The sequence below is a fragment of the Roseospira visakhapatnamensis genome, assembly GCF_014197915.1.
GTDB classification, from domain to species: domain Bacteria; phylum Pseudomonadota; class Alphaproteobacteria; order Rhodospirillales; family Rhodospirillaceae; genus Rhodospira; species Rhodospira visakhapatnamensis.
Genome location: NZ_JACIGK010000007.1, coordinates 68140 through 89479 on the forward strand (window position 1 = coordinate 68140; position 21340 = coordinate 89479).

Here is a 21340-nt window from a genome sequence, read left to right on the forward strand (position 1 = left end):
GTCCGGGGCCGATGCCCCCGGCGGACTGTGTCCCCGGCAGACCGTGTCCCCGGCGATCAACCCCAGCGGTCGACACCGGCGTCCACGGGCCCTGTCCACCCGTCGGACCGGGTTCCGGCCGCGCGGGGCGATCCGTGATCTCACCTGATCCGAGATATACCGCATAACGGCCCGAGACGGAACGACTTTCAGGTGTCCGGCAGACCCGGCAGGTCGACCGCAACGGAGCCTCGGCCCGGGATCGGGACGGCGCCGGCCCGGTCATCACACGCCGTTCCCCACACGCCCGTCATCACACCTTGATGCCGTGATCCCGCGCGTAGGCCCGCAACGCCGTGCGCGGCGATCCGCCCGGGGTCTCCAGCAGGCGCCGGACGTAGGCGCCCACCGCCTGGGAGTCCATGCTGCGCAGCATCTGCTTGACCGGCCCCACCCCGGGGGCCGACATGGACAGCGCCCGATAGCCCAGGCCCACCAGCGCCATGGCCTCCAGGGGCCGCCCGGCCATCTCGCCGCACACGGTCACCGGCGTTTCGGCGGCCTGGCATTGCTCCAGCACCCGGCGCAGCAACCGCAGCACCGGCATGGACAGCGTGTCGTAGCGGCCGGAGACGCGCGGGTTGCCCCGATCGGCCGCGAACAGGAACTGAAGCAGATCGTTGCTGCCCAGCGACACGAAGTCCACGCGGCGCAACACCTCGTCGAACTGGAACAACAGCGCCGGGACCTCCAGCATGGTGCCCACGCACACGGTTTCCGGCAGCGACTGGCCGCGTCCGGCGGCGCGCGACAGTTCGGCGTCCACCAGACGGCGCGCCGCGTCGAACTCGTCGACGTCGGCCACCATGGGGAACATCACCCGCAGGTCATGCCCGGCGCTGGCCCGCACCAGCGCCCGCACCTGGCTGCGCAGCACCGCCGGCCGGTCCAGGGTGATACGGATGGACCGCCAGCCCATGGCCGGGTTGTCCTCGGCGTCGTTCGACCAGTAGGGCAGGATCTTGTCGCTGCCCACGTCCAGGGTCCGGAACACCACCGGCTTGCCGCCCGCCTGTTCCAGGATCTTCTGATACAGCAGTGTCTGGGTGGGCACGTCCGGCAGGCTGGGCCGGGTCATGAAGGGCAACTCGGTGCGGTACAGCCCCACGCCCATGGCCCCCGTGCCCTCCAGATGGGCCATGTCCATCAGCAGGCCCGCGTTCATCATCACCGTGACCGGCTCGCCGTCGCCGGTGACGAAGGGCAGATCCCGTTCCGCCAGATACGCGGCCCGGCGCGCCTGACGGGCGGTCAGGCTGGCGGTGAAGGTGTCGCGGACGTCGTCGCTGGGGCGCACGAACACCTGGGCGTTGTCGGCGTCGAGCGCCACGGCGTCCAGGGGCGCGATGCGCGTGTACAGGCCGGGCAGCCGACCCAGCACCGGGATATCCATCGCCCGCGCGACGATCACCGCGTGCATGGTGGGGGTGCCTTCCTCCATCAGCACGCCGCGCACGGTGCCGCGCGGATAGTCCATCAGTTCGGCCGGCCCCAGCGAGCGGCACACCAGGATGGCATCCTCCGGCATCGGCCGGTTGGCGGCCGTCTGCCCCTGGCCGGTCAGATGCAGCAGCAGCCGGTTCGCCAGGTCCTCCAGGTCGTGCAGGCGCTCGCGAATATAGGGGTCGCTGGCCTGGGCGAGGCGGACCTTCATGTCGTCGTCCACCTTGCGCACCGCCGCCTCGGCCGTCAGCCCGGACCGGATGGCGTCCGAAATACGCGCCACCCAGCCGGCGTCGTCGGCGAACATGCGGTAGGCTTCCAGGATCTCCTGCTGGTCGCCGGCCAGATCCACGTGGCTGCGGATCATGTCGTCCAGCGAGCGGCGCATGGCCTGCAGCGCGGTGCGCAGGCGCTCCAGTTCCGTGTCCGGATTCTCGCAGATCAGCTTTTCGATATGCACCGTGGGGCGATGGTAGACCGCCGTGCCCAGCACCGCGCCGGCGTTCAGGCACAGGCCCTCCATGCGCAGCGGCAGCACGGCGTTGCCGGTCACCGGCGCCAGTTCGTCGAAGGACACGAGCCCGGTGCCGGCGAGCATTTCCGCCAGCACCATGGCCACGGTCTCCAGGGTCTCGACCTCCAGATCGGAGTAGACCCGCCGCGCGCGGTTCTGCACCGCCAGCACGCCGATGACCTGGCCGCCGCGCAGCATGGGCACGCCCATCAGCGAGGCGTACATCTCCTCGCCGGTCTCGGGGCGGTAGACGAAGCTGGGATGCTCCCAGGCGTAGGACACATTGAGCGGCCGGGCCCGGGCGGCGATGGCCCCCACCAAGCCCTCGCCCACGCGCAACCGGGTGCGGTGCACGGCGTCCTGGGACAGGCCCTGGGTGGCGAACAGTTCCAGCACCTCGCCCGCGCGCATGACGTAGCAGGAGCAGACGTCGGCGCGCAGATCCTCGGCGATGAGCCGCACGGTCCGGTCAAGCCGGTCCTGCGGCGTGCCGCCGCCGGCCATGTGCTCGCGCAGGCGCCCCAGCAGGCGCCGCCCGCCGGCATCGTTGATGGGCATCAGGACACCGGGTCGGCGACCACGGGCGCGGCGGCCGTGGCCGGGGCGTGGGCCGCCTCGGCGGCCCGCGCCGCGATCGCCGCCTCGGCCTGGGCGACCAGGGTGTCGAGGATGACCCGGGTCGGCTGTTCCTCCTTGACCAGGCCGACGCTCTGCCCGGCCATCAGCGAGCCGGTCTCCACGTCGCCATCAATGACCGCCCGGCGCAGCGCCCCGGCCCAGAAATGCTCGATCTCCAGCTGTCCGGCCTTCTGGTCCAGCTCACCGGCGCGCACGCGTTCGATCACCCGGCGCTGGGTCTCGGCGAACGCCTCGGTGCCCTTGTTGCGCAACGCGCGCACCGGGATCACCGGAAAGCCGGGATCGACCTGGACGGTGGGCACGGCGTCACGGGCGTTGGCGCGGATGAAGGCCGCCTTGAAGGCCGGATGGGCGATGCTCTCGTGAGCACAGACGAACAGGGTGCCCATCTGCACCCCGGCGGCGCCCATCTCCAGGTAGGACACGATGGCCTCGCCCCGGCCGATGCCGCCGGCCACGAACACCGGCACGTGCTGGCCCACGGCGGGCAGGATCTCCTGCGCGAGCACGCTGGTGGCCACGGGACCGATGTGGCCGCCGGCCTCCGCGCCCTCGATGATCAGGCCGTCCACCCCCAGGCGGATCAGCTTGCGGGCCAGGGCCACGGCGGGCGCGAAGCACAGCACCTTGGCGCCGCCGTCCTTCAGGCGGCGGATGGACGGCCCGGAGGGCAGGCCGCCGGCCAGCACCACATGCCCCACCTGGAGCCGCAGGCAGACGTCGATCAGCGCGTCCAACTCCGGATGCAGCGTGATCAGGTTGACGCCGAACGGCTTGTCGGTCAGGGCCTGGGTGGCCGTGATCTCGGCGGCCAGCAGGTCCGGTCCCATGGACCCGCAGGCGATCACGCCGAAGCCGCCGCTGTTGGAGATGGCGGCCACCAGGGTCCGCTCCGAGACCCAGGACATGGCCCCGCCCATGATGGCGGTGGGCGTGCCCAGCAAGGCCCGGCCCCTGGCCCACAGAAGATCCAGATGCGCGCGCGCGGGTGCGGTGGTCATGAGTCCGAATCCGTTTGTGTCTGCCGGCGAAGGGGGCGGCGGGACAGTCGCGATCAGGCGGCGTCCAGTCCGTAGGCGGTATGCAACGCCCGCACCGCCAGTTCGGTGTACTCCTCGGCGATCAGCACGCTCACCTTGATCTCCGAGGTGGAAATCACCTGGATGTTGATGTTGCGCTCGGCCAGGGCCTGAAACATGGTCTGGGCCACGCCGGCGTGGCTGCGCATGCCGACGCCGATGACCGAGACCTTACAGACATTGGAATCCGAGGTCAGGTGCCGAAAGCCCAGGTCGTCGCGACAGGCTTCCAGCAAGCCGACCGCCTTGTCCAGATCGCCGGTGGGCACGGTGAAGGTCAGGTCGGTGGACTGGCCGTCCTCGGACACATTCTGGACGATCATGTCCACATTGATGTTGCCGTCGGCGAGCGGGCCGAAGATGCGCGCCGCCACGCCGGGCTGGTCGGACACCCGCTGCAGGGTGACCTTGGCCTCGTCGCGGCTGTAGGTGATTCCGCTGACCAGTTCCTTTTCCACGATCTCGTCCTCGCTGCACACCAGGGTCCCGGGCACGGTCCAGTATTCCGGCCAACTGTGGCGCACGCTGACGCGCACGCCGTGCTTCATGGCCATCTCCACCGAGCGCGTCTGCAACACCTTGGCGCCCAGGGAGGCCATCTCCAGCATCTCCTCGTAGGTGATGCGAGCCAGCTTGCGGGCCTTGGGCACGATGCGCGGATCGGTGGTGTAAACCCCATCGACATCGGTATAGATGTCGCACCGGTCGGCGTCCAGGGCGGCGGCCAGGGCCACCGCCGAGGTGTCCGACCCGCCCCGCCCTAGGGTGGTGATGCGGTGGTCGGTCTCGCCGAGCCCCTGGAACCCGGCCACCACGGCCACCTGCCCCTGCTCCAGGCGCTGGATCAGGTCGGTCGTGTCGATGTCCTGGATGCGGGCGCGGCCATGCGCCCCGTCGGTCCGCACCGGGATCTGCCAGCCGGTCCAGGAGCGCGCCTCCACCCCCAGGTCCTGCAAGGCCATGGACAAGAGGCCGATGGTCACCTGCTCGCCGGTGGACACGACCACGTCGTACTCGCGGGCATCGTGCATCGGGGCGACCCGCCGGCACAGATCGACCAGGCGGTTGGTCTCGCCGGACATGGCCGAGACCACCACCGCCACCTGGTGACCGTCGGCGACCTCCTCGGAGACACGGCGGGCAACGGTGCGGATGCGCTCGATGTCGCCCACCGAGGTACCGCCGAACTTCATTACGATTCGGGCCATGCTGGGGTGCCCCCGGGCTCCTGTGCTACTGGACAACGTGGGACGATGCGTGGGAGGGAGACGGGACCCAGAGGGGCCGGTCCCGTGACCGGCACCGGGCGGCGATCCGGTTGCCGTGGCCGTCGTATAGGCTATACATCCCCGACGACTCGGGCGGACCATCGGGATCGTCCCGGGCGGTTTTTTCCAGGTCGGGGCGCCCGGGCGGCCCCTTCATACTCGCTCGCCCGGGGGGAGGCAAGGCCGCGCGGCGCCCCCGCCGAGGGCCGCGCGCCCGGCTCCGTCCGGTACCGTCACACGCAGGGAGATCACCGTCGCCATGTCCGCCAGCCCCAGTTCCAATGCCTCCGCCAGCCCCGGTTCCGGCGCCGACGCCGCGCCTCCGGGTCCGGGATCCGTGCTCGACAGCGAGGTGGCCAAGTTCGCCGCCATGGCCGACACGTGGTGGGACCCGGACGGCCCCTTCAAGCCGCTGCACACCTTCAATCCGAAGCGGCTGGCCTTCATCCGCGACCAGGCGGCCGCCCGCTTCGGCCGCGACATCAACCAGCGCGCGCCCTTCGCGGGCCTCACGCTGCTGGACATCGGCTGCGGTGGCGGGCTGCTGTGCGAACCGATGGCGCGCCTGGGCTTCCAGGTGACCGGCATCGACGCCACCGAGAAGAACATCCGCATCGCCTCGATCCATGCCGAGGGTTCGGGCCTGCCGATCGACTACCGGGTGGGGACCGCCGAGGCGCTGGTGGCCGAGGGCCGCCGGTTCGACGTGGTGCTGACCATGGAGGTGGTGGAGCACGTCGCCGACGTGGACAGCTTCCTGCACTCCTGCGCGACCCTGGTGGCGCCGGGCGGCCTGCTGGTGGGCGCAACGCTCAACCGCACCCTGAAGTCGCTGGCCCTGGCCAAGATCGGCGCCGAGTACGTGTTGCGCTGGCTGCCCAAGGGCACCCACGAGTGGCGCAAGTTCGTGCGCCCGGCCGACTTCGCCGCCGGCTTGCGCGCGGGCGGGCTGAGTGTCGAGGCGCTGGTGGGCATGACCTTCAATCCCCTGTCCGGGGAGTGGTCGCTCAGCCGCGACCTGGACGTCAACTATCTGGTCGCGGCGCGCCGGGCGGCGTGACGGCGCGCACGGGGCTGACGTGGGACCGACACGGGGCTCGATCTCCCCCGTGCCGGCGTCCCGTTACCGGCGTCCCCTTACCGGCGTCCCGGGTCAGGTCACCGCCAGGCTGGGCACGCTCTCCTTGAGTTCGGCCCCCAGGCAGCGCTGGTAGTACTCGGCGATGATCGGGCGTTCCGTCTCGTCGCACTTGTTCAGGAAGGTGACCCGGAAGGCAAAGGCCACATCCCCGAAGATGGTGGCGTTCTCCGCCCAGGTCAGCACCGTGCGCGGGCTCATGACGGTGGAGATGTCGCCGTTGATGAAGCCGTTGCGCGACAGGTCGGCCACCGCCACCATCTGGCCAAGCAGCTTCCGGCCCTCGGGCGTGTTGTACTCGGGCTGCTTGGCCGCCGAGATCTCGACCTCGGCGTCGTGCTCCAGGTAGTTCAGGGTGGCGACGATGTTCCAGCGGTCCATCTGCCCCTGGTTGATCTGCTGGGTGCCGTGATACAGGCCCGTGGTGTCGCCCAGACCCACCGTGTTCGCGGTCGAGAACAGCCGGAACGACGGGTGCGGGCGGATCACCTTGTTCTGGTCCAACAGGGTCAGGCGGCCCTCCACCTCCAGAACGCGCTGAATCACGAACATCACGTCGGGGCGCCCGGCATCGTACTCGTCGAACACCAAGGCGCACGGCCGCTGCAACGCCCAGGGCAGAATGCCCTCGCGGAACTCGGTCACCTGAAGGCCGTCGCGCAGGACGATGGCATCCTTGCCCACCAGGTCGATGCGGCTGACATGGCTGTCCAGGTTGACGCGGATGCAGGGCCAGTTGAGCCGCACCGCCACCTGTTCGATGTGCGTGGACTTGCCGGTGCCGTGGTAGCCCTGGATCATGACCCGCCGGTTGTGGGCGAACCCGGCCAGGATGGCCAGCGTGGTGTCGCGGTCGAAGCGGTAATTGGGGTCCAGGTCGGGCACGTGCTCGCTGGCCGTGGCAAAGGCCGGCACCTGCATATCGGAGTCGATGCCGAAGGCCTCGCGCACCGAAACCGTGGTATCGGGCTTGTCCAGGAGGGGTTCGGCGGGCATGTCCATGAGATCCTCTTCTTCAGGAAAGCGCGGTCCGGGGCCCCTCGCGCGGGCCACGGGGCCGGACGAGCGCGCACTCTAATCCGAGTCCCGCGCGGGAGAAAACGGCTTTCGCGGCGCGCCCCATGGCGGCGCCCCGTCGCAAACCCCATGGCGGAGCCTGGGAGCGTGGCCGGCCGGACATGATGGCGGGGTCAGGCGTCCACCGTGGCGAGGAGCACGCGATAGGCCTCGCTGACGCACTTGAAGCGTTCCTCGGCGGCCTTGTCACCGTTGTTGGCGTCCGGATGATGGCGCTTGACCAGCGTCCGGTAGCGCGCGCGCAGCTCCTCCCGGGTCAGCGGCCAGGTCAGATCCAGTTCCCGCAGCGCCTGGGTCTCGCGGCTGTCCCGGGCGAAGGGTGTCGGTTCGGCGTCGACATGGCCGTCCTGCGTGGCGTGCATGTCGTCGAACACGCCCAGGGGATCGTGCAGGGTCCCGGGATCGAAGCGGCGCGGTCCGGCCCCACCCATGCGCCAGGTGGGACGGTCCCAGACGGTGGAGCGGCGGACCTGCTGCTCAATCTCCTCGGAGTCCATGTTGGCGTAGTAGTTCCACGCCTTGTTGTACGCCCGGACGTGGTCGAGGCAGAAATGGTAGTAGCTGCTCAGGCTGCGATCCTTGGGAGCGCGGAACTCTCCCCGATTGGCGCAGCCCGGATGATCGCACATCGGCACCCCCGGCGCCTCGGCGCGGGCCGATGCCGCATCGAGGTCGTCCAGGCCAAACGAGGCATCCAGGCCATGGCGCCGGGCGGCGGTTCCATGGGTGCCCATTCTGCGGCCGTGCGCAACCATGCCCGTACTATGGGACCGAGGCCGCCCCCTGGCAAGCACGGGAACGGCGCCGAAGGAGGGTCGGCGGGGCCTTGATCGGCGGGCGCGGATCCCCACATGGGCCGCCGTATCCGGGTCGTTTCGCGCCCAGTCCGTCCCGTCGGGACCCCCAACCTCCGCAGGATCCATGACCGCATCCTCGCCTATCCGCGCGCGCATCGAAACCAAGCTGACCGAGGGCCTGATGCCGGAGGCGCTGGTGGTGCGCGATGACTCCCGCCGCCATGCCTCGCATGGCCCGCGCATGGCGGCCCTGGGGTCCGCCGGGCACGCCCCCCTGGACGGCGGTGGCGAGACCCACTTCACCGTCCACATCGTCTCCGCCGCCTTCACCGGCCGGAGTCGTCTGGAGCGACACCGCATGGTCCACGCGCTGCTGGCCGAGGAACTGCGCGAGCGCGTCCATGCCCTGACCGTGCGGGCGCGCGCCCCAGACGAGGTGCGCGGCTAGCCCATGAGCCTGCCGCGCCGTGTGTCGCGCCTCCGCCCGCCTGGACCCGACCCTGGGATAACGCCGCGAGCCACCACCGGACTTGGCCCTTTTCCGCCCGTGGACGATGCATTAGGGTCATGGCCTTCAGCCTTCGTGTCCAGACGACCAGCAAGACGGCGAACACACCCATGACCATCGGAACCTGGCTACACACGCTCTTCTCCGGCACCCGGGTCGGCAAGGACCCCGCCGGTAACGTGTACTACCGCGAGCGTCGCGCGCCGGCCGGCCGCCGCGCCAAGCGGTGGGTCATGTACAAGGGCGAGGCCGAGGCCTCGGCCGTGCCGCCGGAGTGGCATGCCTGGCTGCACCACACGGTCGAAGACCCCTTGCCGTCGCTGGACAAGCCTTGGGCGAAGCCCCATGTGCCCAACCTCAGCGGCACGGCCGACGCCTACGTTCCGGCCGGCGATGAACGCCGGGGGGGTGCCCGCCGCGCCGCCAGCGGCGACTATCAGGCATGGACCCCCGGCGGATAAGGCCCTGACTCACGCGGAGGGATGCGCCCCGCATCCGTCCGTCCGGAACGACGGGGCAGGCAGGTCAGGATGGTGCGCAGCGATACCGACACCCGATCGCGACTCGTCCAAGGGCGTCGCCGCGCCGGGGCCCTGGAACCGGACGGGACATGAGCAGCGACGCGCGACGGGAAATTGCGGTGGGCACGGCGGTCCTGGCGCTGGCGGCAGGCCTGTTCGCCTACAGCTCCAGCGGCATTGGCGATCACCAGGGCGCCGCCGTGCTGCGCAACGAAGCCTATAACCTGCAGGCCGTGTTCGGGCAGGCCGACGGCATCGCCGTGGGGACGGAAGTCCGCATGGCCGGCATGCCCTTCGGCAAGGTCGCCGCCATGCACCTGGACGAACACTACCGGGCGGTGCTCACCTTGCGCGTCTCGGGCTCCGTGCCGTTGTCCGTGGACTCGGCCGCCATGATCCTGACCGACGGCCTGCTGGGCGCGAAGTTCATCGAACTGGAGCCCGGCGGCGCCATGGACACGCTGGCGCCCGGCGACACCCTGGACTACACCCAGGACTCGGTGATCATCGAGGACCTGCTGGCTAAAATCGTGGCGCGGGCCAAGCAGCAGCGCGGCCTCGATCCGTCCCTGACGGTGGGGTACTGATCGAGCCAGCCACGGCAAGGGCGCGGGGCGGACGCGCGAGAAGGGGACGGAACATTATGGGGCGCAATCCCATCGAGACCATCATGGGGGCGCTGGTGCTGTTGGTGGCGGCGGTGTTCCTGGCCTTCGCCTACACCACGGCGGACCTGCGTCAGGTGCGGGGGTATGCGTTGACGGCGGAGTTCCTGCGCGCCGGCGGCCTCGACACCGGGGGCGACGTGCGCATCGCGGGCATCCCCGTGGGCACGGTGATCGGCCAGCGCCTGGATCCGGAAACCTACGAGGCCGTCGTCGAGATGAGCATCCTCGACAGCGTGCAATTGCCCGTGGACACCCGCGCGGCCATCACCAGCGATGGCCTGCTGGGCGGAACCTACGTCAAACTGGTGCCGGGACAGGCGAGCGAGACCCTGGAGCCGGGGGACAGCATCCGCCACACCAACGACTACCAGTCGCTGGAGGATCTGGTGGGCGAGATCATCTTCCTGGCCACCCAGCCACCGCCGCCGCCCGGCGCCCACGGAGGACCATCGGGCCCATCCGGATCCGGACCCGGACCCGGTCCCGATCCGACGGGGGGCCTTCTCGATCCCTCCGGGATCCTGCTCGGCGCGCCCGGAGCACCCCGCGAGCCGTCCGAGGACGCCGCCGAGCCACCCGAGGCCCCGCCACTGGAGCCGCCACAGGACCCGGTGGACGCGCCCGAGGACACCGCCGAGCCACCCGAGGCCCCGTCCCTGGACGGCCCGACGTGACGCCGAGGCGGGCGCCGCGCGCAGGACGATGGCGGCGATAAGCCTGCCCCGCCAGCGCCCCATTGTCGCGCCAGGGTGTCGGTGTCGACCGTCCTGACTCGCGCCGCCACACCGGTGGAGCCGGACGCTGGTTCCCTCGCCCCCTCAGACCCCGGACGCCCCGATGACCACGGTTCCGTTCCGCCCCCGCCCGCTTCGCGCCCTTTCGTGTCTTGTCCTCGGCGTGCTGGCCATGGTGAGCCTGACGCCGCCGCTCGCGGCCCGCGCCCAGTCGCTCGACGACCCCACGGCGGCGCCGGTGCCGCGCATCGACACCGACATGGTCGTCCTGCGCTGGCTGGACAAATCCACGGCGCGAGTCGCCCAGGTGCGGGTGCCCGTGGGCGAACCGGTGATGCTGGGCGGAGTCCAGGTGATCGCCCGGGCCTGCCGCCGCACCGCCCTGGACGAGTCTCCGGAGCACGCCGCCTTCCTGGACATCGGCGAGGTGCACGCGGGCACCCCCTCGCACCAGACCGTGTTCCGGGGCTGGATGTTCGCTTCCAGCCCCTCGCTGTCGGCCATGGAACACCCGGTTTACGACGTCTGGGTGGTGGAGTGCGTGGACGACGCCGACGACGGCGTGGGCGTGTTGCCGGTGTCGCCGCCGCCCGTGATTCCCAGCAAACCCGACATCGCGCCCTCGACCCGCTCGGCGGCACAATAGAACTGGGCACCATGCGTCTGCATGGCCTCGTCCAGCAGGCCCAGATAGGTGGCGCGCGTGACCTCCCGGGCGCCGAACCGGGCCAGGTGATCGGTGATGAACTGGGTGTCCAGCAGCGTGAAGCCGCCGGCGACCAGCCGCGCCACCAGATGGCAGAGCGCCACCTTCGACGCGTCGCTTTCCGTCGAGAACATGCTCTCCCCGAAGAACGCTCCCGCCAGCGCCAGCCCGTAAAGCCCCCCCACCAGCCGATCGCCCCGCCAGCATTCGATGCTGTGGGCGGTGCCGCGCGCATGCAGTTCCGTGAACAGAGCCTCGATCTCGGCGTTGATCCAGGTGTCCGGACGCCCCGGCATGGGCGCCGCGCACCCGCGCAACACCGCCAGGAAGGCGGTGTCCACGCGCACCTCGAAGCGGCCCTGGCGCAGGGTCTTGCGCAGCGACCGGGGCACATGAAACCCGGTCAGGGGCAGGATGCCGCGCCGTTCCGGATCGACCCAGTACAGGTTCGGGTCGTCACGCCCCCGGGCCATGGGAAACAGACCGGTGGCGTAGGCACGCAACAGGATATCGGGGGTGATCTGGAACGTCATGCGGGCTCGCCACGCCAGACGGAGGGATGGGACGCTTGGAGGAGGTCGGGCGGCCGGCGGTCACCGCCGTTGAGTCCCCCGCCCCTTTCCTTCAATGACCGTCATGGGGACGGATTGCAACAGCGAGGGCCGGGCGACCGCCCAGGCCGGCCGGACCCGGGCCGTGAGGCCGGGGGCGCGATGCCAAGGGACCCGCTGCCAAACGCCGGGCGGAGCCCGCCCCCGTGTCCCCGCATCGGGCGTGTTCGTGCGCGCAAACCGCCCGGCCCGTCGAGAAACCAGCCGGTCGCGCGCTGTCGCCGCTTCAGGCGCGCCCGTGAACACGGCATGATGCGGCCCTCAAAAAGGATCGCCCATGCCCGCTTCCCCCGCCACCACCGCGACCGCCCTGTCCGCCGCCGCCGCCCGCCTGGTCGCCGCCGGGATCCCGCCGGACGACGCCCGGCTGGATGCGCGGGTGTTGCTGGCCCATGTCCTGGGTCTGCCGTCGCCGGCGGGGCTGGGCCTGCGGCTCGACGACGCGCTCTCCGAGGCGGCGGCCGAGGGGTTCGCCGCCCTTATCGAACGCCGGATCCAGCGGGAGCCGGTCGGGCGCATCCTGGGCCGGCGCGGGTTCTGGACCCTGGATCTGGCCCTGGGACCCGACACCCTGGAACCCCGCCCGGACACGGAAACCGTGGTGGCGGCGCTGCTGGAGCGCCTCACCCCAACGGACGCGCCCTGGCACCTGCTGGACCTGGGCACCGGGACGGGCTGTATCCTGCTGGCGCTGCTGGCGGCCTTGCCGGCGGCCCGGGGCCTGGGCGTCGACCGGTCGCCGGGGGCGGTGGAGACGGCGCGCGCCAACGCCGCGACCCATGGCCTGGCCGAGCGGGCCACGCTCCGGGTCGCCGACTGGCGCGGCGGCGCGACGGCCCTGGGGGTCTCGCCCGCCAGCCTGGACGCGGTGGTCTCCAACCCGCCCTACATCCCCTCCGCCACCCTGCCCACCCTGGCCCCGGAGGTCCGCGCCCATGACCCCGTCCTGGCGCTGGACGGCGGCGCCGACGGCCTGGACGCCTATCGAACCCTGGTACCCCTGGCGCGGCATCTGCTGCGTCCGGGCGGCTGGCTGGCCCTGGAGGTCGGCGCCGGTCAGGCCGAGGATGTCTCTGGGTTGATGAATGCCGCTGGTTTCTCCCCTCCGGCGATTGCCCGTGACCTGGGAGGGCATGGTCGTTGTGTCATCGCCGCACAACCGCCCAAAAAAGGCGGGCCGTCATGAAAAAAAAAGCTTGGAATGGCCGAGCCGCCGCCCTACGGTCACGACGACGCGCTTTCCTGAACTGTAAAGCCCGCGACCTTGAACCGGCGATCCGTTGACACGCGGCATGCCATGGTGTTCTCGGGGTAGTTGGGGCGCGTGTTCTCCGCGATGCCAAGAGTGCGGGACCGGTCGGGGTTCTGGTCGCCTGGAGACGCGCGAGGGGAGGCCGTGACCTCCCAACGTCGGTTCGAACGATCGTCGCGCGACACGGGGGGATCGAGGGGGAATCGAGAGGGAGACAGGTCGATGGGTCCGGGTTGGGATCCCGCGCCAGTCGGCCCATGACACCCATCCGGACTCAAGGACCGGATCTCGGGACCAGGGCACGGTCTTCGGGGTGTCGACAGGGGCGCCGGTGTCGCGGTGCGCATCGACAGGGATGGGCACACTTCGACCAATCGTCAGGCCCAGACGGCCAACGATCAGTCCGGCGTGACGACGGCATCAGAGCAACCATCACTCGGCGCGACGCGCGACGGTCGGGCTCTTGTCGGGTGACAGGCGACGCACGTGTGAATTGAACGGGTCGCGGGACACCACGGCGATCACGCATGGCGTGCGCCCGGACTGTCGCCGGACGGACAGGCGCCAGAGACCGGCGCGAACGAAAGGCATGCCCGCTCAGTCAAGCGGCGTCATGTGGGTATCCATCATCTGACCAGACGGACTCATGAAACAAGGTTCGAACACCAGGGGACGTCCTCGCGGCCGGGTCGGCGGCGGAGGCGGCAAGCGGACACCCAACCGGAACCAGACGTTCGACAGCAACGGACCCAACGTCCGCTTGCGCGGCAACGCCATGCAGCTGGTGGAGAAGTACACGGCCCTGGCGCGCGACGCCGGATCCCAGGGGGATCGGGTCTTGTCCGAGAACTACTACCAGCATGCCGACCACTATCACCGTGTGTACATGGCCCTGACCGGCCAGAGCGACGGGACCCGCGCGGCGACGGCAGCCCAGCAGACGGGCGGCCGGGGCATCGGCGCGGATCGTGGGACCGGCGATGACCTGTTCGGCGATGGCGACGGCGACACCGCCGCGTCCCCCGAGCGGGAGCGCACCCCGCGCGCCACCGCGCGACGCGGCAATGGCCAGGATCGCGACGACAGCCGCGACGCCGAGGCGACGCCGGATGACGGTGGCGCGGCCGACGGCGCCGAGGAAACCGGCGAGTCCCAGGGCGGTCCGACCCGCGTCAGCCGGGCGCCGCGTCGCACCGGGCGCGGCGGCGCCCGCACCAAGAGTCGCGCCACCAATGGCGATGACGACTCCACCGCCACCACCAGTCGAGGCGCGACCAGTCGAGGCAACGGCCGCGACGACGAGGCGGGCGCCGAAACCGGCATCGAGGACGGCGCGGCCCCGGCGGCCGATGCCAGCCCGTCGGATGACGCCGAGGCCGACGCGGCGGAAAGCCCCGCCCGCACGCGGCGCATCCGCCGCAACCCGCGCCGCGCCGGCACCACCCGCGCCGCCAGCGGCGGCGGCGACAGCCCGGAGTCGGGGCAGCAGCCGACGGCCGAACCCTCGGTGGCGTGAGACCGGCGGCCCTCAAGACGGTTCGCTGACGCCCATGGCCGGCGGCGGGGTCAGGCCGCCTCCGGCGTCAGGCCGTCGGCGATGCCTCGCAGGGCCTTCGGCCGGCGAAGCACCACCAGACCGGGGCTGGGCAGGTCCAGCAGACCGTCGCGCTTGAGCCGCGTCATGGCCCGGCTGACGGTCTCCACCGTCAGCCCGATGTGATCGGCGATGTCCGCCCGTCCCATGGGCAGGACCAGGGGCGACGGCGGCTCGCCGCGCCGGCACGCCCGATCGGACAGGCTGAGCAGGAACGACGCCACCCGCTCACGCGCCGTCTTTCGCCCCAGCAGCAGCACATGGTCATGGAAGGTCGCCAGCTTGCCGATCATGCGCAGCATGATGCGGTGCTGCACCTCGGGCGCCGTCTGCGAGAGCGTTCTCAACAGCGTCATGGGCAGACGGCAGGCCAGCACGGGCGAGATGGTCTCGGCCGTGTACGCATAGGCCGTTTCCAGGCAGAACCCGAACATGTCGCCCCGAAAGAAGAAGCCGGTGATCTGCCGGCGCCCGTCGGGCATCAGCTTGTAGACCTTCACCGCCCCGGCGATCAGCACATAGACGGCCGTGCCGTCGTCCCCCTCGCGGAACATCGTGTCCTGGGCGTCATAGCGCAGGGTGCACTGCACCCGCGCCAGGGACGAGACCGTGCCCCGGCCCATGTTGGCGCAGAACGACAGCGGCCCCAGATCGCAGGCCCCACACGGACCCCAGTCCCCCAGGGGGTCGTGGGTATGCGCGGTCCGGACGGACACGAACTCTTCCGGACCCAGTCTCCGGCCCACCGCGACCGGGCCGGCCCTGTACGAGATGGCCATGATATCTCCCGTGATGACCCGTGCGCGAGAGGCACGCGACATTGATCTGAGTCAATTTATATCACGCACTCCTGATATGGAACCCCGACCACGCGAAACCAGCGGGCCCAGGCCGATCCCCGGGACTCATGGGCGCGACGGCCCTGTGCCGCCGGGTCCCTCCCCGTCATCGCCGTCTTGGTCATCGCCGTCTTGGTCGCCGTCTTGGTCGTCGTCGTCATCGAACAGAATGCGATGGGCCGCCCCGTCCATGTCGTCGAACTGGCCGGACCGCAGCGCCCACAGGAAGGCCGCCAACCCCAGCAGACCCAGCAGCAGCGCCAGGGGAATCAGCATCAGCAGGGCGTTCATGGATGTGCCTCGTCGGCCGTCGTCGCGGGCAGGGCCGGCGGCAACGGACGCGCACCCGCGCGCCGGGCCAGCCGCAGGGCATTGGAGATGACCACGACCGACGACGTGCTCATGGAGACCGCCGCGATCAGGGGCGTGACCATCCCGGCCAGGGCCAGGGGCACGGTGACCATGTTGTACAGCAACGCCAGCGCCAGATTCTGGCGCACCAGGCGATCGGCGCGCGCGGCCACCGCCAGCGCCGAAACCACGGGCGCCAGCCGGTCCCCCTGAAACACCACGTCGGCGGCGGTCTGGCTGACGTCCACCGCCGTGGCCGGAGACACCGACACATGGGCGGCGGCCAGGGCGGGCGCGTCGTTGAGGCCATCCCCGACCATCAACACCCGCCGGCCCGCCTGCCGCAAGGCGTCCAGGCGAGCGACCTTGTCGGCGGGCGTCTGACCGGCCCGCCACGTTTCGATGCCGGCGGCGCGGGCCACGGCGGCGACCACGTCGGGCCGGTCCCCGGACAACAGCTCCACCTGGAGGCCCCGGGCCGAGAGCGCCGCCACCGTGGCGGCGGCATCCGGGCGAAGCGAATCGGCGAACCGGAAGCGTACCGGATCGCCCGCCCCCCGTCGCAGCCACAGGGTGGGCCCCGGGGCGGCCCCGCCGGTCTCCCCCAGGTCGGCCGGCCCGCCGCAGAAGGCCGCCGAACCCAGCCGGACCGGACCATCCGGCCCCGGCCACGACAGGCCCTCGCCCGGGTGCTCGCGCACGCCCTCCAGCGGTCGCGCCTCGGGGGACGCGGCGGCGACGGCGCGCGCCAGCGGATGGCGGCTGTGCACCGCCAGGCCCGCCGCCAGCCGCAGGTCGTCGGGCGTCCAGCCGCCCCCCGCCCCCGGCGCCCGCCGGCTCAGCTTCGGCCGCCCGAGCGTTAGCGTACCGGTCTTGTCCAGAACCACGGTATCGGCCTCGCGCAATCGCTCCAGCGCCGTGGCGTTCTTCAGGAATGTCCCCTCGCGCAGCAGCCGGCCGCTGGCGATCACCTGCACCACCGGCACCGCCAGGGCCAGGGCGCAGGGGCAGGTGATGATCAGCACGGCGGCGGCGATCAGCAACGCTTCCTGCCAAGGCAAGCCGCCCGCCAGCCACCATCCCAGGAAGGCGGCCAGCGCCAGGGCGTGGACGACCGGGGCATAGAGCCGCGCCACCCGATCGGCGAGCGCGACGTAGCGGGCGCGCCCCTGCTCGGCCACCTCCATCATGCGCACGATCTCGGCGAGCAACGTGCCCTCGCCCACCGCGTCCACCGTCACCCGGATCGGCGCCGACAGGTTCAGGGTCCCGGCGAACACGCGATCGCCGGCGGCGATCCGCTGCGGCACGGTCTCGCCGGTGATCAGGCTGGCGTCGAGGTCGCTCACCCCCTGGGCGACCAGACCGTCCACCCCGATCCGCTCGCCGGTCGCCACCAGCACCGTGGCGCCGACCGGAACCACGTCCGGGCGCAGGCCGCGCGTGGTGCCGTCGGGCTCCAGGACGGTGACGGAGACACCCGACAGGGTCAGCAGGTGTTCCGCCGCCGCGCGAGCCCGGCCGCGCGCGCGACTGTCCAGGAAGCGGCCGATCAGCAGGAAGAACAGCAGCATCACGGCGGCATCGAAATAAGCATGCGGACCGCCGCGCGCCGTCTCCCAAAGGCTCATGCCGCTGGCCAGCAGCACCGCGAGGGTGATGGGCACGTCCATGTTGGCCCGGCCGCCCCTCAGCGCCGTGACGGCGGACCGGGCGAAGGGGCGGAGGCCATAGGCGATGGCCGGCAGCGCGATCAGGGCCGACAGCCAGTGCATCAGGTCCCGCGTCACCGGTCCCATGTCGCCGCCGAACCAGACCGACACCGAGAACAGCATGACGTTGCCGGTGGCGAAACCGGTGACCGCCATAGCCCGCAGCAGGGCGCGTTCCGCCCGGTTGGTCTCGCGCCCCAGCAGCGCCGGATCATAGGGCACCAGGCGATAGCCCACCGCCAGCACCGGATCCAGCACCCGCCGGGCGCCGTGGTCTCCGGTCCCGGTTTCCGCCTCGGCGTCCGCCGCCCGCGCGCGCCAGCGCAGGGTCAGGCGGCGGGTGGTCATGTTGACGCGGGCGTGGGTCACCTCGGGCCGGGCCGTCAGCAACCGTTCGATCAGCCAGACGCAGGCGGCGCAGTGCAACCCCTCGACCATCAGATGGAGGGTGGCCTCGCCGGCCTCGTCGACGGTCACATGCGTGGCGTAGGGGGGAAGGGCGTCCTCGGCCTCCGGTTTCAGGAGGCGCGTGCCGGGATCCAGGCAGCGCCGCGCGTAGTACCGCTCCAGCCCCTCGCCCCGGAGCAGTTTGAAGGCACCCTCGCAGCCGGCGCAGCAGAACCCGGGGGGGGCGTCGGCGGCACCGTCGCCCCCGATCGGGCCGCCACAATGGCGGCAGGTGGTCCAGCCACCGGGGGGCACGGGCGCGCCGTCGACCCCGGCCGGCGGGAGGGTGGGCGGCGGCGGCGCCGGCCGGAGGCTTGTCGCGCCCACCGCGTCACGCCGCGTTCAGGCGGCGGCGCAGACGGAAGGTCTCGTCGCCCCGACGCGCGGTGAACACCAGATCCCACACACCGGGCTTGGGCAAGGTCAGGTGGATCCGATAGGCCCCGGGGCCGACCGGGGCCAGGGTCACGGTCTGGTCCAGGCCCTGTTGCGTCGGGCGGCGCACCAGGGCCGTGATGACCAGGCCGTCCAGGGGCCGGCCCCCGGCGTCCTCGGCCGTCACCCGCAGCGTGGCCGCCCGCCCGGCCGCGTCGGGAAGCGGCGTGACCTCGGACGACAAGGCCACGTCCAGGGTCCAGCCCAGGGCGGCCTGGGCCTGGTCCTCGGCGACGCGGTCGTTGTAGGCCAGCCCCTCCACATAGGCCTGGCGGGTGGTCAGTCCGGAAAACGTGGTGGTGGCGAAATACAGCAGCGCGAGATTGGCGACCAGAACCACGGCGAAGCCGCCGACGAAGGTATAGGGGATCCACCAGCCACGCGGACGGGCTGGAATACTGTTGGCGCGCATGGCTCGACCGGCTCCCTGGCGGGTGGTGGAGGCAGGCCGTCCGCCCTCCCCAATGCCGTGTCCCGCCTCAGGATCGGGATCAGCGGCCGGGCGGCCCAGGAATTGTAATCATCACACGTTTGATACCGCGTTGGCCCGGCCGGGCCAAGCGTCCGATCATCGTGACCCGTCTCATCGCGGCCAGGGGCGCGGGCCGGACGGAAACGACGAAAGGCCCGCTGCCCTGGTGCAGCGAGCCCTGTCGAACCCGTATGGATCATGAACCGCCGACCCCGTGCGCGGCCGGCGGAGCCCCGGCTCAGGCCGCGGACGTGTCCAGTGCCTTGACCCGGGTGGCCAGGCGGGACAGCTTGCGCGCGGCGGTGTTGCGATGCAGCACGCCCTTGCTCACGCCGCGATGAATTTCCGGCTGGGCCACGCGGAACGCATCCCGGGCCTGCTCGGCATTGCCGCTGGCCAGCGCCACCTCGACCTTCTTGATGAAGGTACGGATTCGGCTGATGCGGGCATGGTTGATCTCGAAACGGCGCTGGTTGCGGCGGATGCGCTTCTTAGCCGACGAATGATGGGCCATGGGGTTCGACGTCCCTGAACTGTTCTGCCTCAACGCGGGCCCGGTGGCACGCGGCGATGGGGTGACGCGACGACCTGTCCCAAGGGGCGGCCCCAGGGGACATCCGCGTGATCCGCTTGTCCGGTCCCGCCCGCGAGGGGAAACCGCTTTCGAGACCACACGACGGGAGGCGCACCCGATGGGGCCGCCCGGAAAGCCGTCGGAAGGTCGCGTTTATAGGCGTGGGGCGCGGTGCCGTCAACCGTGAACACCGACCCCGCGTGGAGGCCGGGTCGGGGCCGCTCGTCATCGCGTTCCCATGGGGCGGTTGGCGCCCTTGATGGCCCCGACGAAGCGGGCCAGGGTGTCGGAGATGGCGCCCCTGGGCAGCATGACCTCCACCAGTTGGAAGCACGATTCGTCGGCATGCGCGGCGTCCAGCGCGGCCCGCAACTGCGCCCGGGTGGTGGCGCGATGGCCGCGCCCGCCCAGGGCCTCGGCGAGCCGGGCGAACTGCCAGACCTCCAGGTCGTTGAACCCCGAGTCCGGCTGGAAGGTGCGCAGCATCTCCCAACTGGCGTTGTTGAAGACCACCACCAGCGGCGCCCAGCCATGCCGGGCGCACACCCCCAGCTCCCAGCCGGTCATCTGGAAGGCCCCGTCGCCCACCAGCACCAGCGGCCGGCGGCCGCTGGCCGCGCAAATCCCCAGCCCGGCCGGCACCCCGAAGCCCATGGTGGCATAGTAGCCCGGCGCCACCAGCGGCGTATGGCGCATGTCCATGGCGGTGAACAGGCAGTCGCCCATGTCGGCGGCGATGGGCATGGGGCCGGCGCGGTCGAACAGATCGTTGACGGCGGCGGCGATGTCGCGCGGGTGGACCGGGGCGTCGTCGGCCACCAGGTCGCGCGGCAAGGCCGGAGCGGGGATCGCCGCGCAGACGCTTGGCTCGACCGGCGCGCGATCCAGCAGGGCGTCGATCAGGTCGGCCAGCGGGATATCGGGATAGGCATGGAAACCGACGCGCACCGCCCGGTCGGCGGCCAGCATCGCCGCGCGCAGGTCGATGCGCTCGCCGGAGACGCCGAAGTTGGTGTCCGACAGCAGCACCCCCAGCATCAGCAGCGCGTCGGACTCCTCGACGACGCGACTGATCTCCGGACACCCGGCCAGGCCCATGTAGGTGCCGATGGAGGGCACCGGTTCCTGGGACAGCAGGCCCCGCCCCATGAAGGTGGTGGCCACCGGGATGCCCAGGCGCCGGGCCAGGTCGCCGACCCGCGCTTCCAGATCGAAGCGGCGCACCTCCACCCCCACCAGCAGCACCGGCCGTTCGGCCCGGTCCAGGCGCGCCATGACCTCGTCGGCGCAGGCGGCCACCGCCTCGGCCTCCACCGGCGAGGGCGGCAGCGCCGCCACAGGGTCACAGGGAACGTCCACCTGGTCGCGCGGGATCTCGATGTAGACCGGGCGGCTCTGCTCGCGGCAGCTGCGCAGCACGCGCGCGATCTCGACCGGCGCCCGCTGGGGATCGTCGAGCCGGGTCTGATCGCAGGTGATCTCGCGAAACACCTGAAGCTGGCTGTCCAGGGTCTTGGCCTGATGATGCAGCAGCAGGCCGTCATGCCCGCCCCGGTGTCCCTCGCTCACGCCCGGCCCGCCGGAGATGACCACGACCTGGGACTTTTCCGAGAACGCCCCGGCGATGGGGTTGACCATGTTCAGCGCGCCCGCGCCGTAGGTCACGCAGGCCACGCCCAGCCCCCCGTGCCAGCGCGCCGCCGCATCGGCCGCGAAGCCCACGCCGGGCTCGTGCGACAGGGTGTACAGCGGCAGCCGGCCGCACCGTTCAAGATGACGGAAGAACGGCAGGGCGAAGTCGCCGGGAATGCCGAAGACCTCGCGCGCGCCGTGGTCGGCCAGGGCATGGATCAGAACGCGGGCAAGCGGTTGAGTCATGGCTGGGTCCGCCGTGTTGCTGTCGACAGGAGCGCGGGACGAGG

At 71.3% G+C, this 21340-nt stretch carries 19 protein-coding genes and 1 pseudogene; 8 read left to right on the plus strand and 12 right to left on the minus strand.

Going from position 1 to position 21340, the window contains the following annotated elements:
• Positions 1-292: 292 nt before the first annotated feature.
• From ptsP to GGD89_RS06125, 3 genes are read right to left on the minus strand one after another with little or no spacing between them, the layout of a single operon-like run.
• Positions 293-2554, minus strand: coding sequence for a phosphoenolpyruvate--protein phosphotransferase (ptsP, locus tag GGD89_RS06115; RefSeq protein WP_184043239.1), 2262 nt, complete (start codon positions 2552-2554; stop codon positions 293-295).
• A complete protein-coding gene (locus tag GGD89_RS06120; RefSeq protein WP_184043240.1) occupies positions 2554-3636 on the minus strand; it encodes an NAD(P)H-dependent flavin oxidoreductase in 1083 nt (360 codons plus the stop codon). Before GGD89_RS06120 ends, ptsP begins: the two co-directional genes overlap by 1 nt.
• A gap of 53 nt (positions 3637-3689) precedes the next feature.
• Positions 3690-4922 carry an aspartate kinase gene (locus GGD89_RS06125; RefSeq protein ID WP_184043241.1) on the minus strand — a complete coding sequence of 411 codons (1233 nt, stop codon included), beginning with the start codon at positions 4920-4922 and terminating at the stop codon, positions 3690-3692.
• A 319-nt stretch (positions 4923-5241) separates the two neighbouring features.
• Between GGD89_RS06125 and ubiG the strand changes: the two genes are divergently transcribed.
• Entirely contained in the window at positions 5242-6042 is an 801-nt protein-coding gene (gene ubiG, locus GGD89_RS06130) for a bifunctional 2-polyprenyl-6-hydroxyphenol methylase/3-demethylubiquinol 3-O-methyltransferase UbiG (RefSeq protein ID WP_184043242.1), read from the plus strand.
• A 93-nt stretch (positions 6043-6135) separates the two neighbouring features.
• Here the strand turns inward: ubiG and cobS are convergent, their stop codons facing one another.
• Together cobS and GGD89_RS06140 are read right to left on the minus strand one after the other, a co-directional pair.
• Positions 6136-7122: a cobaltochelatase subunit CobS gene (cobS, locus tag GGD89_RS06135; protein WP_184043243.1), complete on the minus strand. Its 987-nt coding sequence runs from the start codon at positions 7120-7122 to the stop codon at positions 6136-6138.
• A gap of 188 nt (positions 7123-7310) precedes the next feature.
• Positions 7311-7931, minus strand: coding sequence for a J domain-containing protein (locus tag GGD89_RS06140; protein ID WP_184043244.1), 621 nt, complete (start codon positions 7929-7931; stop codon positions 7311-7313).
• A 187-nt stretch (positions 7932-8118) separates the two neighbouring features.
• On the opposite strand from GGD89_RS06140, the gene GGD89_RS06145 reads away from it, so the two are divergent.
• The 5 genes and pseudogenes from GGD89_RS06145 to GGD89_RS20000 form a co-directional block, all read left to right on the plus strand.
• Positions 8119-8442, plus strand: a complete 324-nt coding sequence (locus GGD89_RS06145; protein ID WP_184043245.1) for a BolA family protein — start codon at positions 8119-8121, stop codon at positions 8440-8442.
• Between the two features lie 119 nt (positions 8443-8561).
• A complete protein-coding gene (locus tag GGD89_RS06150) occupies positions 8562-8963 on the plus strand; it encodes an NADH:ubiquinone oxidoreductase subunit NDUFA12 (protein WP_246422751.1) in 402 nt (133 codons plus the stop codon).
• 149 nt (positions 8964-9112) lie between these two features.
• Positions 9113-9610, plus strand: coding sequence for an MlaD family protein (locus GGD89_RS06155; RefSeq protein ID WP_184043246.1), 498 nt, complete (start codon positions 9113-9115; stop codon positions 9608-9610).
• A gap of 56 nt (positions 9611-9666) precedes the next feature.
• Positions 9667-10365, plus strand: coding sequence for an MlaD family protein (mlaD, locus tag GGD89_RS20510; RefSeq protein ID WP_184043247.1), 699 nt, complete (start codon positions 9667-9669; stop codon positions 10363-10365).
• Positions 10366-10684: 319 nt separating this feature from the next.
• Positions 10685-10906, plus strand: a pseudogene (locus GGD89_RS20000) (DUF2155 domain-containing protein); the annotation flags it as partial.
• A 35-nt stretch (positions 10907-10941) separates the two neighbouring features.
• Here GGD89_RS20000 and aat read toward each other — a convergent pair.
• Positions 10942-11664, minus strand: coding sequence for a leucyl/phenylalanyl-tRNA--protein transferase (gene aat / locus GGD89_RS06165; protein ID WP_184043248.1), 723 nt, complete (start codon positions 11662-11664; stop codon positions 10942-10944).
• A 355-nt stretch (positions 11665-12019) separates the two neighbouring features.
• Between aat and prmC the strand changes: the two genes are divergently transcribed.
• The gene (gene prmC, locus GGD89_RS06170; protein WP_184043249.1) at positions 12020-12928 is read left to right on the plus strand and encodes a peptide chain release factor N(5)-glutamine methyltransferase; all 909 of its coding nucleotides are present in this window, start codon (positions 12020-12022) and stop codon (positions 12926-12928) included.
• 712 nt (positions 12929-13640) lie between these two features.
• On the plus strand, positions 13641-14510 hold the full coding sequence (locus tag GGD89_RS19720) for a DUF4167 domain-containing protein (protein WP_221238340.1): 870 nt from the start codon (positions 13641-13643) through the stop codon (positions 14508-14510).
• A gap of 50 nt (positions 14511-14560) precedes the next feature.
• On the opposite strand, the gene GGD89_RS06180 is transcribed toward GGD89_RS19720, so the two are convergent.
• The 6 genes from GGD89_RS06180 to ipdC all read right to left on the minus strand — a co-directional run bounded on the left by GGD89_RS06180 (position 14561) and on the right by ipdC (position 21296).
• Positions 14561-15367 (minus strand): Crp/Fnr family transcriptional regulator, encoded by an 807-nt coding sequence (locus GGD89_RS06180; RefSeq protein ID WP_184043250.1) that lies wholly within the window; start codon positions 15365-15367, stop codon positions 14561-14563.
• Between the two features lie 126 nt (positions 15368-15493).
• Positions 15494-15718: a cbb3-type cytochrome oxidase assembly protein CcoS gene (ccoS, locus tag GGD89_RS06185; RefSeq protein WP_184043251.1), complete on the minus strand. Its 225-nt coding sequence runs from the start codon at positions 15716-15718 to the stop codon at positions 15494-15496.
• Positions 15715-18192, minus strand: a complete 2478-nt coding sequence (locus GGD89_RS06190; protein WP_184043252.1) for a heavy metal translocating P-type ATPase metal-binding domain-containing protein — start codon at positions 18190-18192, stop codon at positions 15715-15717. Before GGD89_RS06190 ends, ccoS begins: the two co-directional genes overlap by 4 nt.
• A 76-nt stretch (positions 18193-18268) precedes the next feature.
• The gene (locus GGD89_RS06195) at positions 18269-18784 is read right to left on the minus strand and encodes a FixH family protein (RefSeq protein ID WP_184043253.1); all 516 of its coding nucleotides are present in this window, start codon (positions 18782-18784) and stop codon (positions 18269-18271) included.
• Positions 18785-19082: 298 nt separating this feature from the next.
• The gene (gene rpsT / locus GGD89_RS06200) at positions 19083-19358 is read right to left on the minus strand and encodes a 30S ribosomal protein S20 (protein WP_184043254.1); all 276 of its coding nucleotides are present in this window, start codon (positions 19356-19358) and stop codon (positions 19083-19085) included.
• Between the two features lie 285 nt (positions 19359-19643).
• Positions 19644-21296 carry an indolepyruvate/phenylpyruvate decarboxylase gene (gene ipdC / locus GGD89_RS06205; protein WP_184043255.1) on the minus strand — a complete coding sequence of 551 codons (1653 nt, stop codon included), beginning with the start codon at positions 21294-21296 and terminating at the stop codon, positions 19644-19646.
• Positions 21297-21340 lie beyond the last annotated feature (44 nt).

Coding starts and splice junctions, on each gene's coding strand:
- GGD89_RS19720 (WP_221238340.1), top strand. CDS start 13,641: ATGAAACAAGGTTCGAACACCAGGGGACGTCCTCGCGGCCGGGTCGGC.
- rpsT (WP_184043254.1), bottom strand. CDS start 19,358: ATGGCCCATCATTCGTCGGCTAAGAAGCGCATCCGCCGCAACCAGCGC.
- GGD89_RS06125 (WP_184043241.1), bottom strand. CDS start 4,922: ATGGCCCGAATCGTAATGAAGTTCGGCGGTACCTCGGTGGGCGACATC.
- GGD89_RS06180 (WP_184043250.1), bottom strand. CDS start 15,367: ATGGCCATCTCGTACAGGGCCGGCCCGGTCGCGGTGGGCCGGAGACTG.
- cobS (WP_184043243.1), bottom strand. CDS start 7,122: ATGGACATGCCCGCCGAACCCCTCCTGGACAAGCCCGATACCACGGTT.
- ubiG (WP_184043242.1), top strand. CDS start 5,242: ATGTCCGCCAGCCCCAGTTCCAATGCCTCCGCCAGCCCCGGTTCCGGC.
- ipdC (WP_184043255.1), bottom strand. CDS start 21,296: ATGACTCAACCGCTTGCCCGCGTTCTGATCCATGCCCTGGCCGACCAC.
- aat (WP_184043248.1), bottom strand. CDS start 11,664: ATGACGTTCCAGATCACCCCCGATATCCTGTTGCGTGCCTACGCCACC.
- GGD89_RS06150 (WP_246422751.1), top strand. CDS start 8,562: ATGGCCTTCAGCCTTCGTGTCCAGACGACCAGCAAGACGGCGAACACA.
- GGD89_RS06155 (WP_184043246.1), top strand. CDS start 9,113: ATGAGCAGCGACGCGCGACGGGAAATTGCGGTGGGCACGGCGGTCCTG.
- GGD89_RS06120 (WP_184043240.1), bottom strand. CDS start 3,636: ATGACCACCGCACCCGCGCGCGCGCATCTGGATCTTCTGTGGGCCAGG.
- GGD89_RS06140 (WP_184043244.1), bottom strand. CDS start 7,931: ATGGGCACCCATGGAACCGCCGCCCGGCGCCATGGCCTGGATGCCTCG.
- GGD89_RS06145 (WP_184043245.1), top strand. CDS start 8,119: ATGACCGCATCCTCGCCTATCCGCGCGCGCATCGAAACCAAGCTGACC.
- prmC (WP_184043249.1), top strand. CDS start 12,020: ATGCCCGCTTCCCCCGCCACCACCGCGACCGCCCTGTCCGCCGCCGCC.
- ccoS (WP_184043251.1), bottom strand. CDS start 15,718: ATGAACGCCCTGCTGATGCTGATTCCCCTGGCGCTGCTGCTGGGTCTG.
- mlaD (WP_184043247.1), top strand. CDS start 9,667: ATGGGGCGCAATCCCATCGAGACCATCATGGGGGCGCTGGTGCTGTTG.
- GGD89_RS06195 (WP_184043253.1), bottom strand. CDS start 18,784: ATGCGCGCCAACAGTATTCCAGCCCGTCCGCGTGGCTGGTGGATCCCC.
- ptsP (WP_184043239.1), bottom strand. CDS start 2,554: ATGCCCATCAACGATGCCGGCGGGCGGCGCCTGCTGGGGCGCCTGCGC.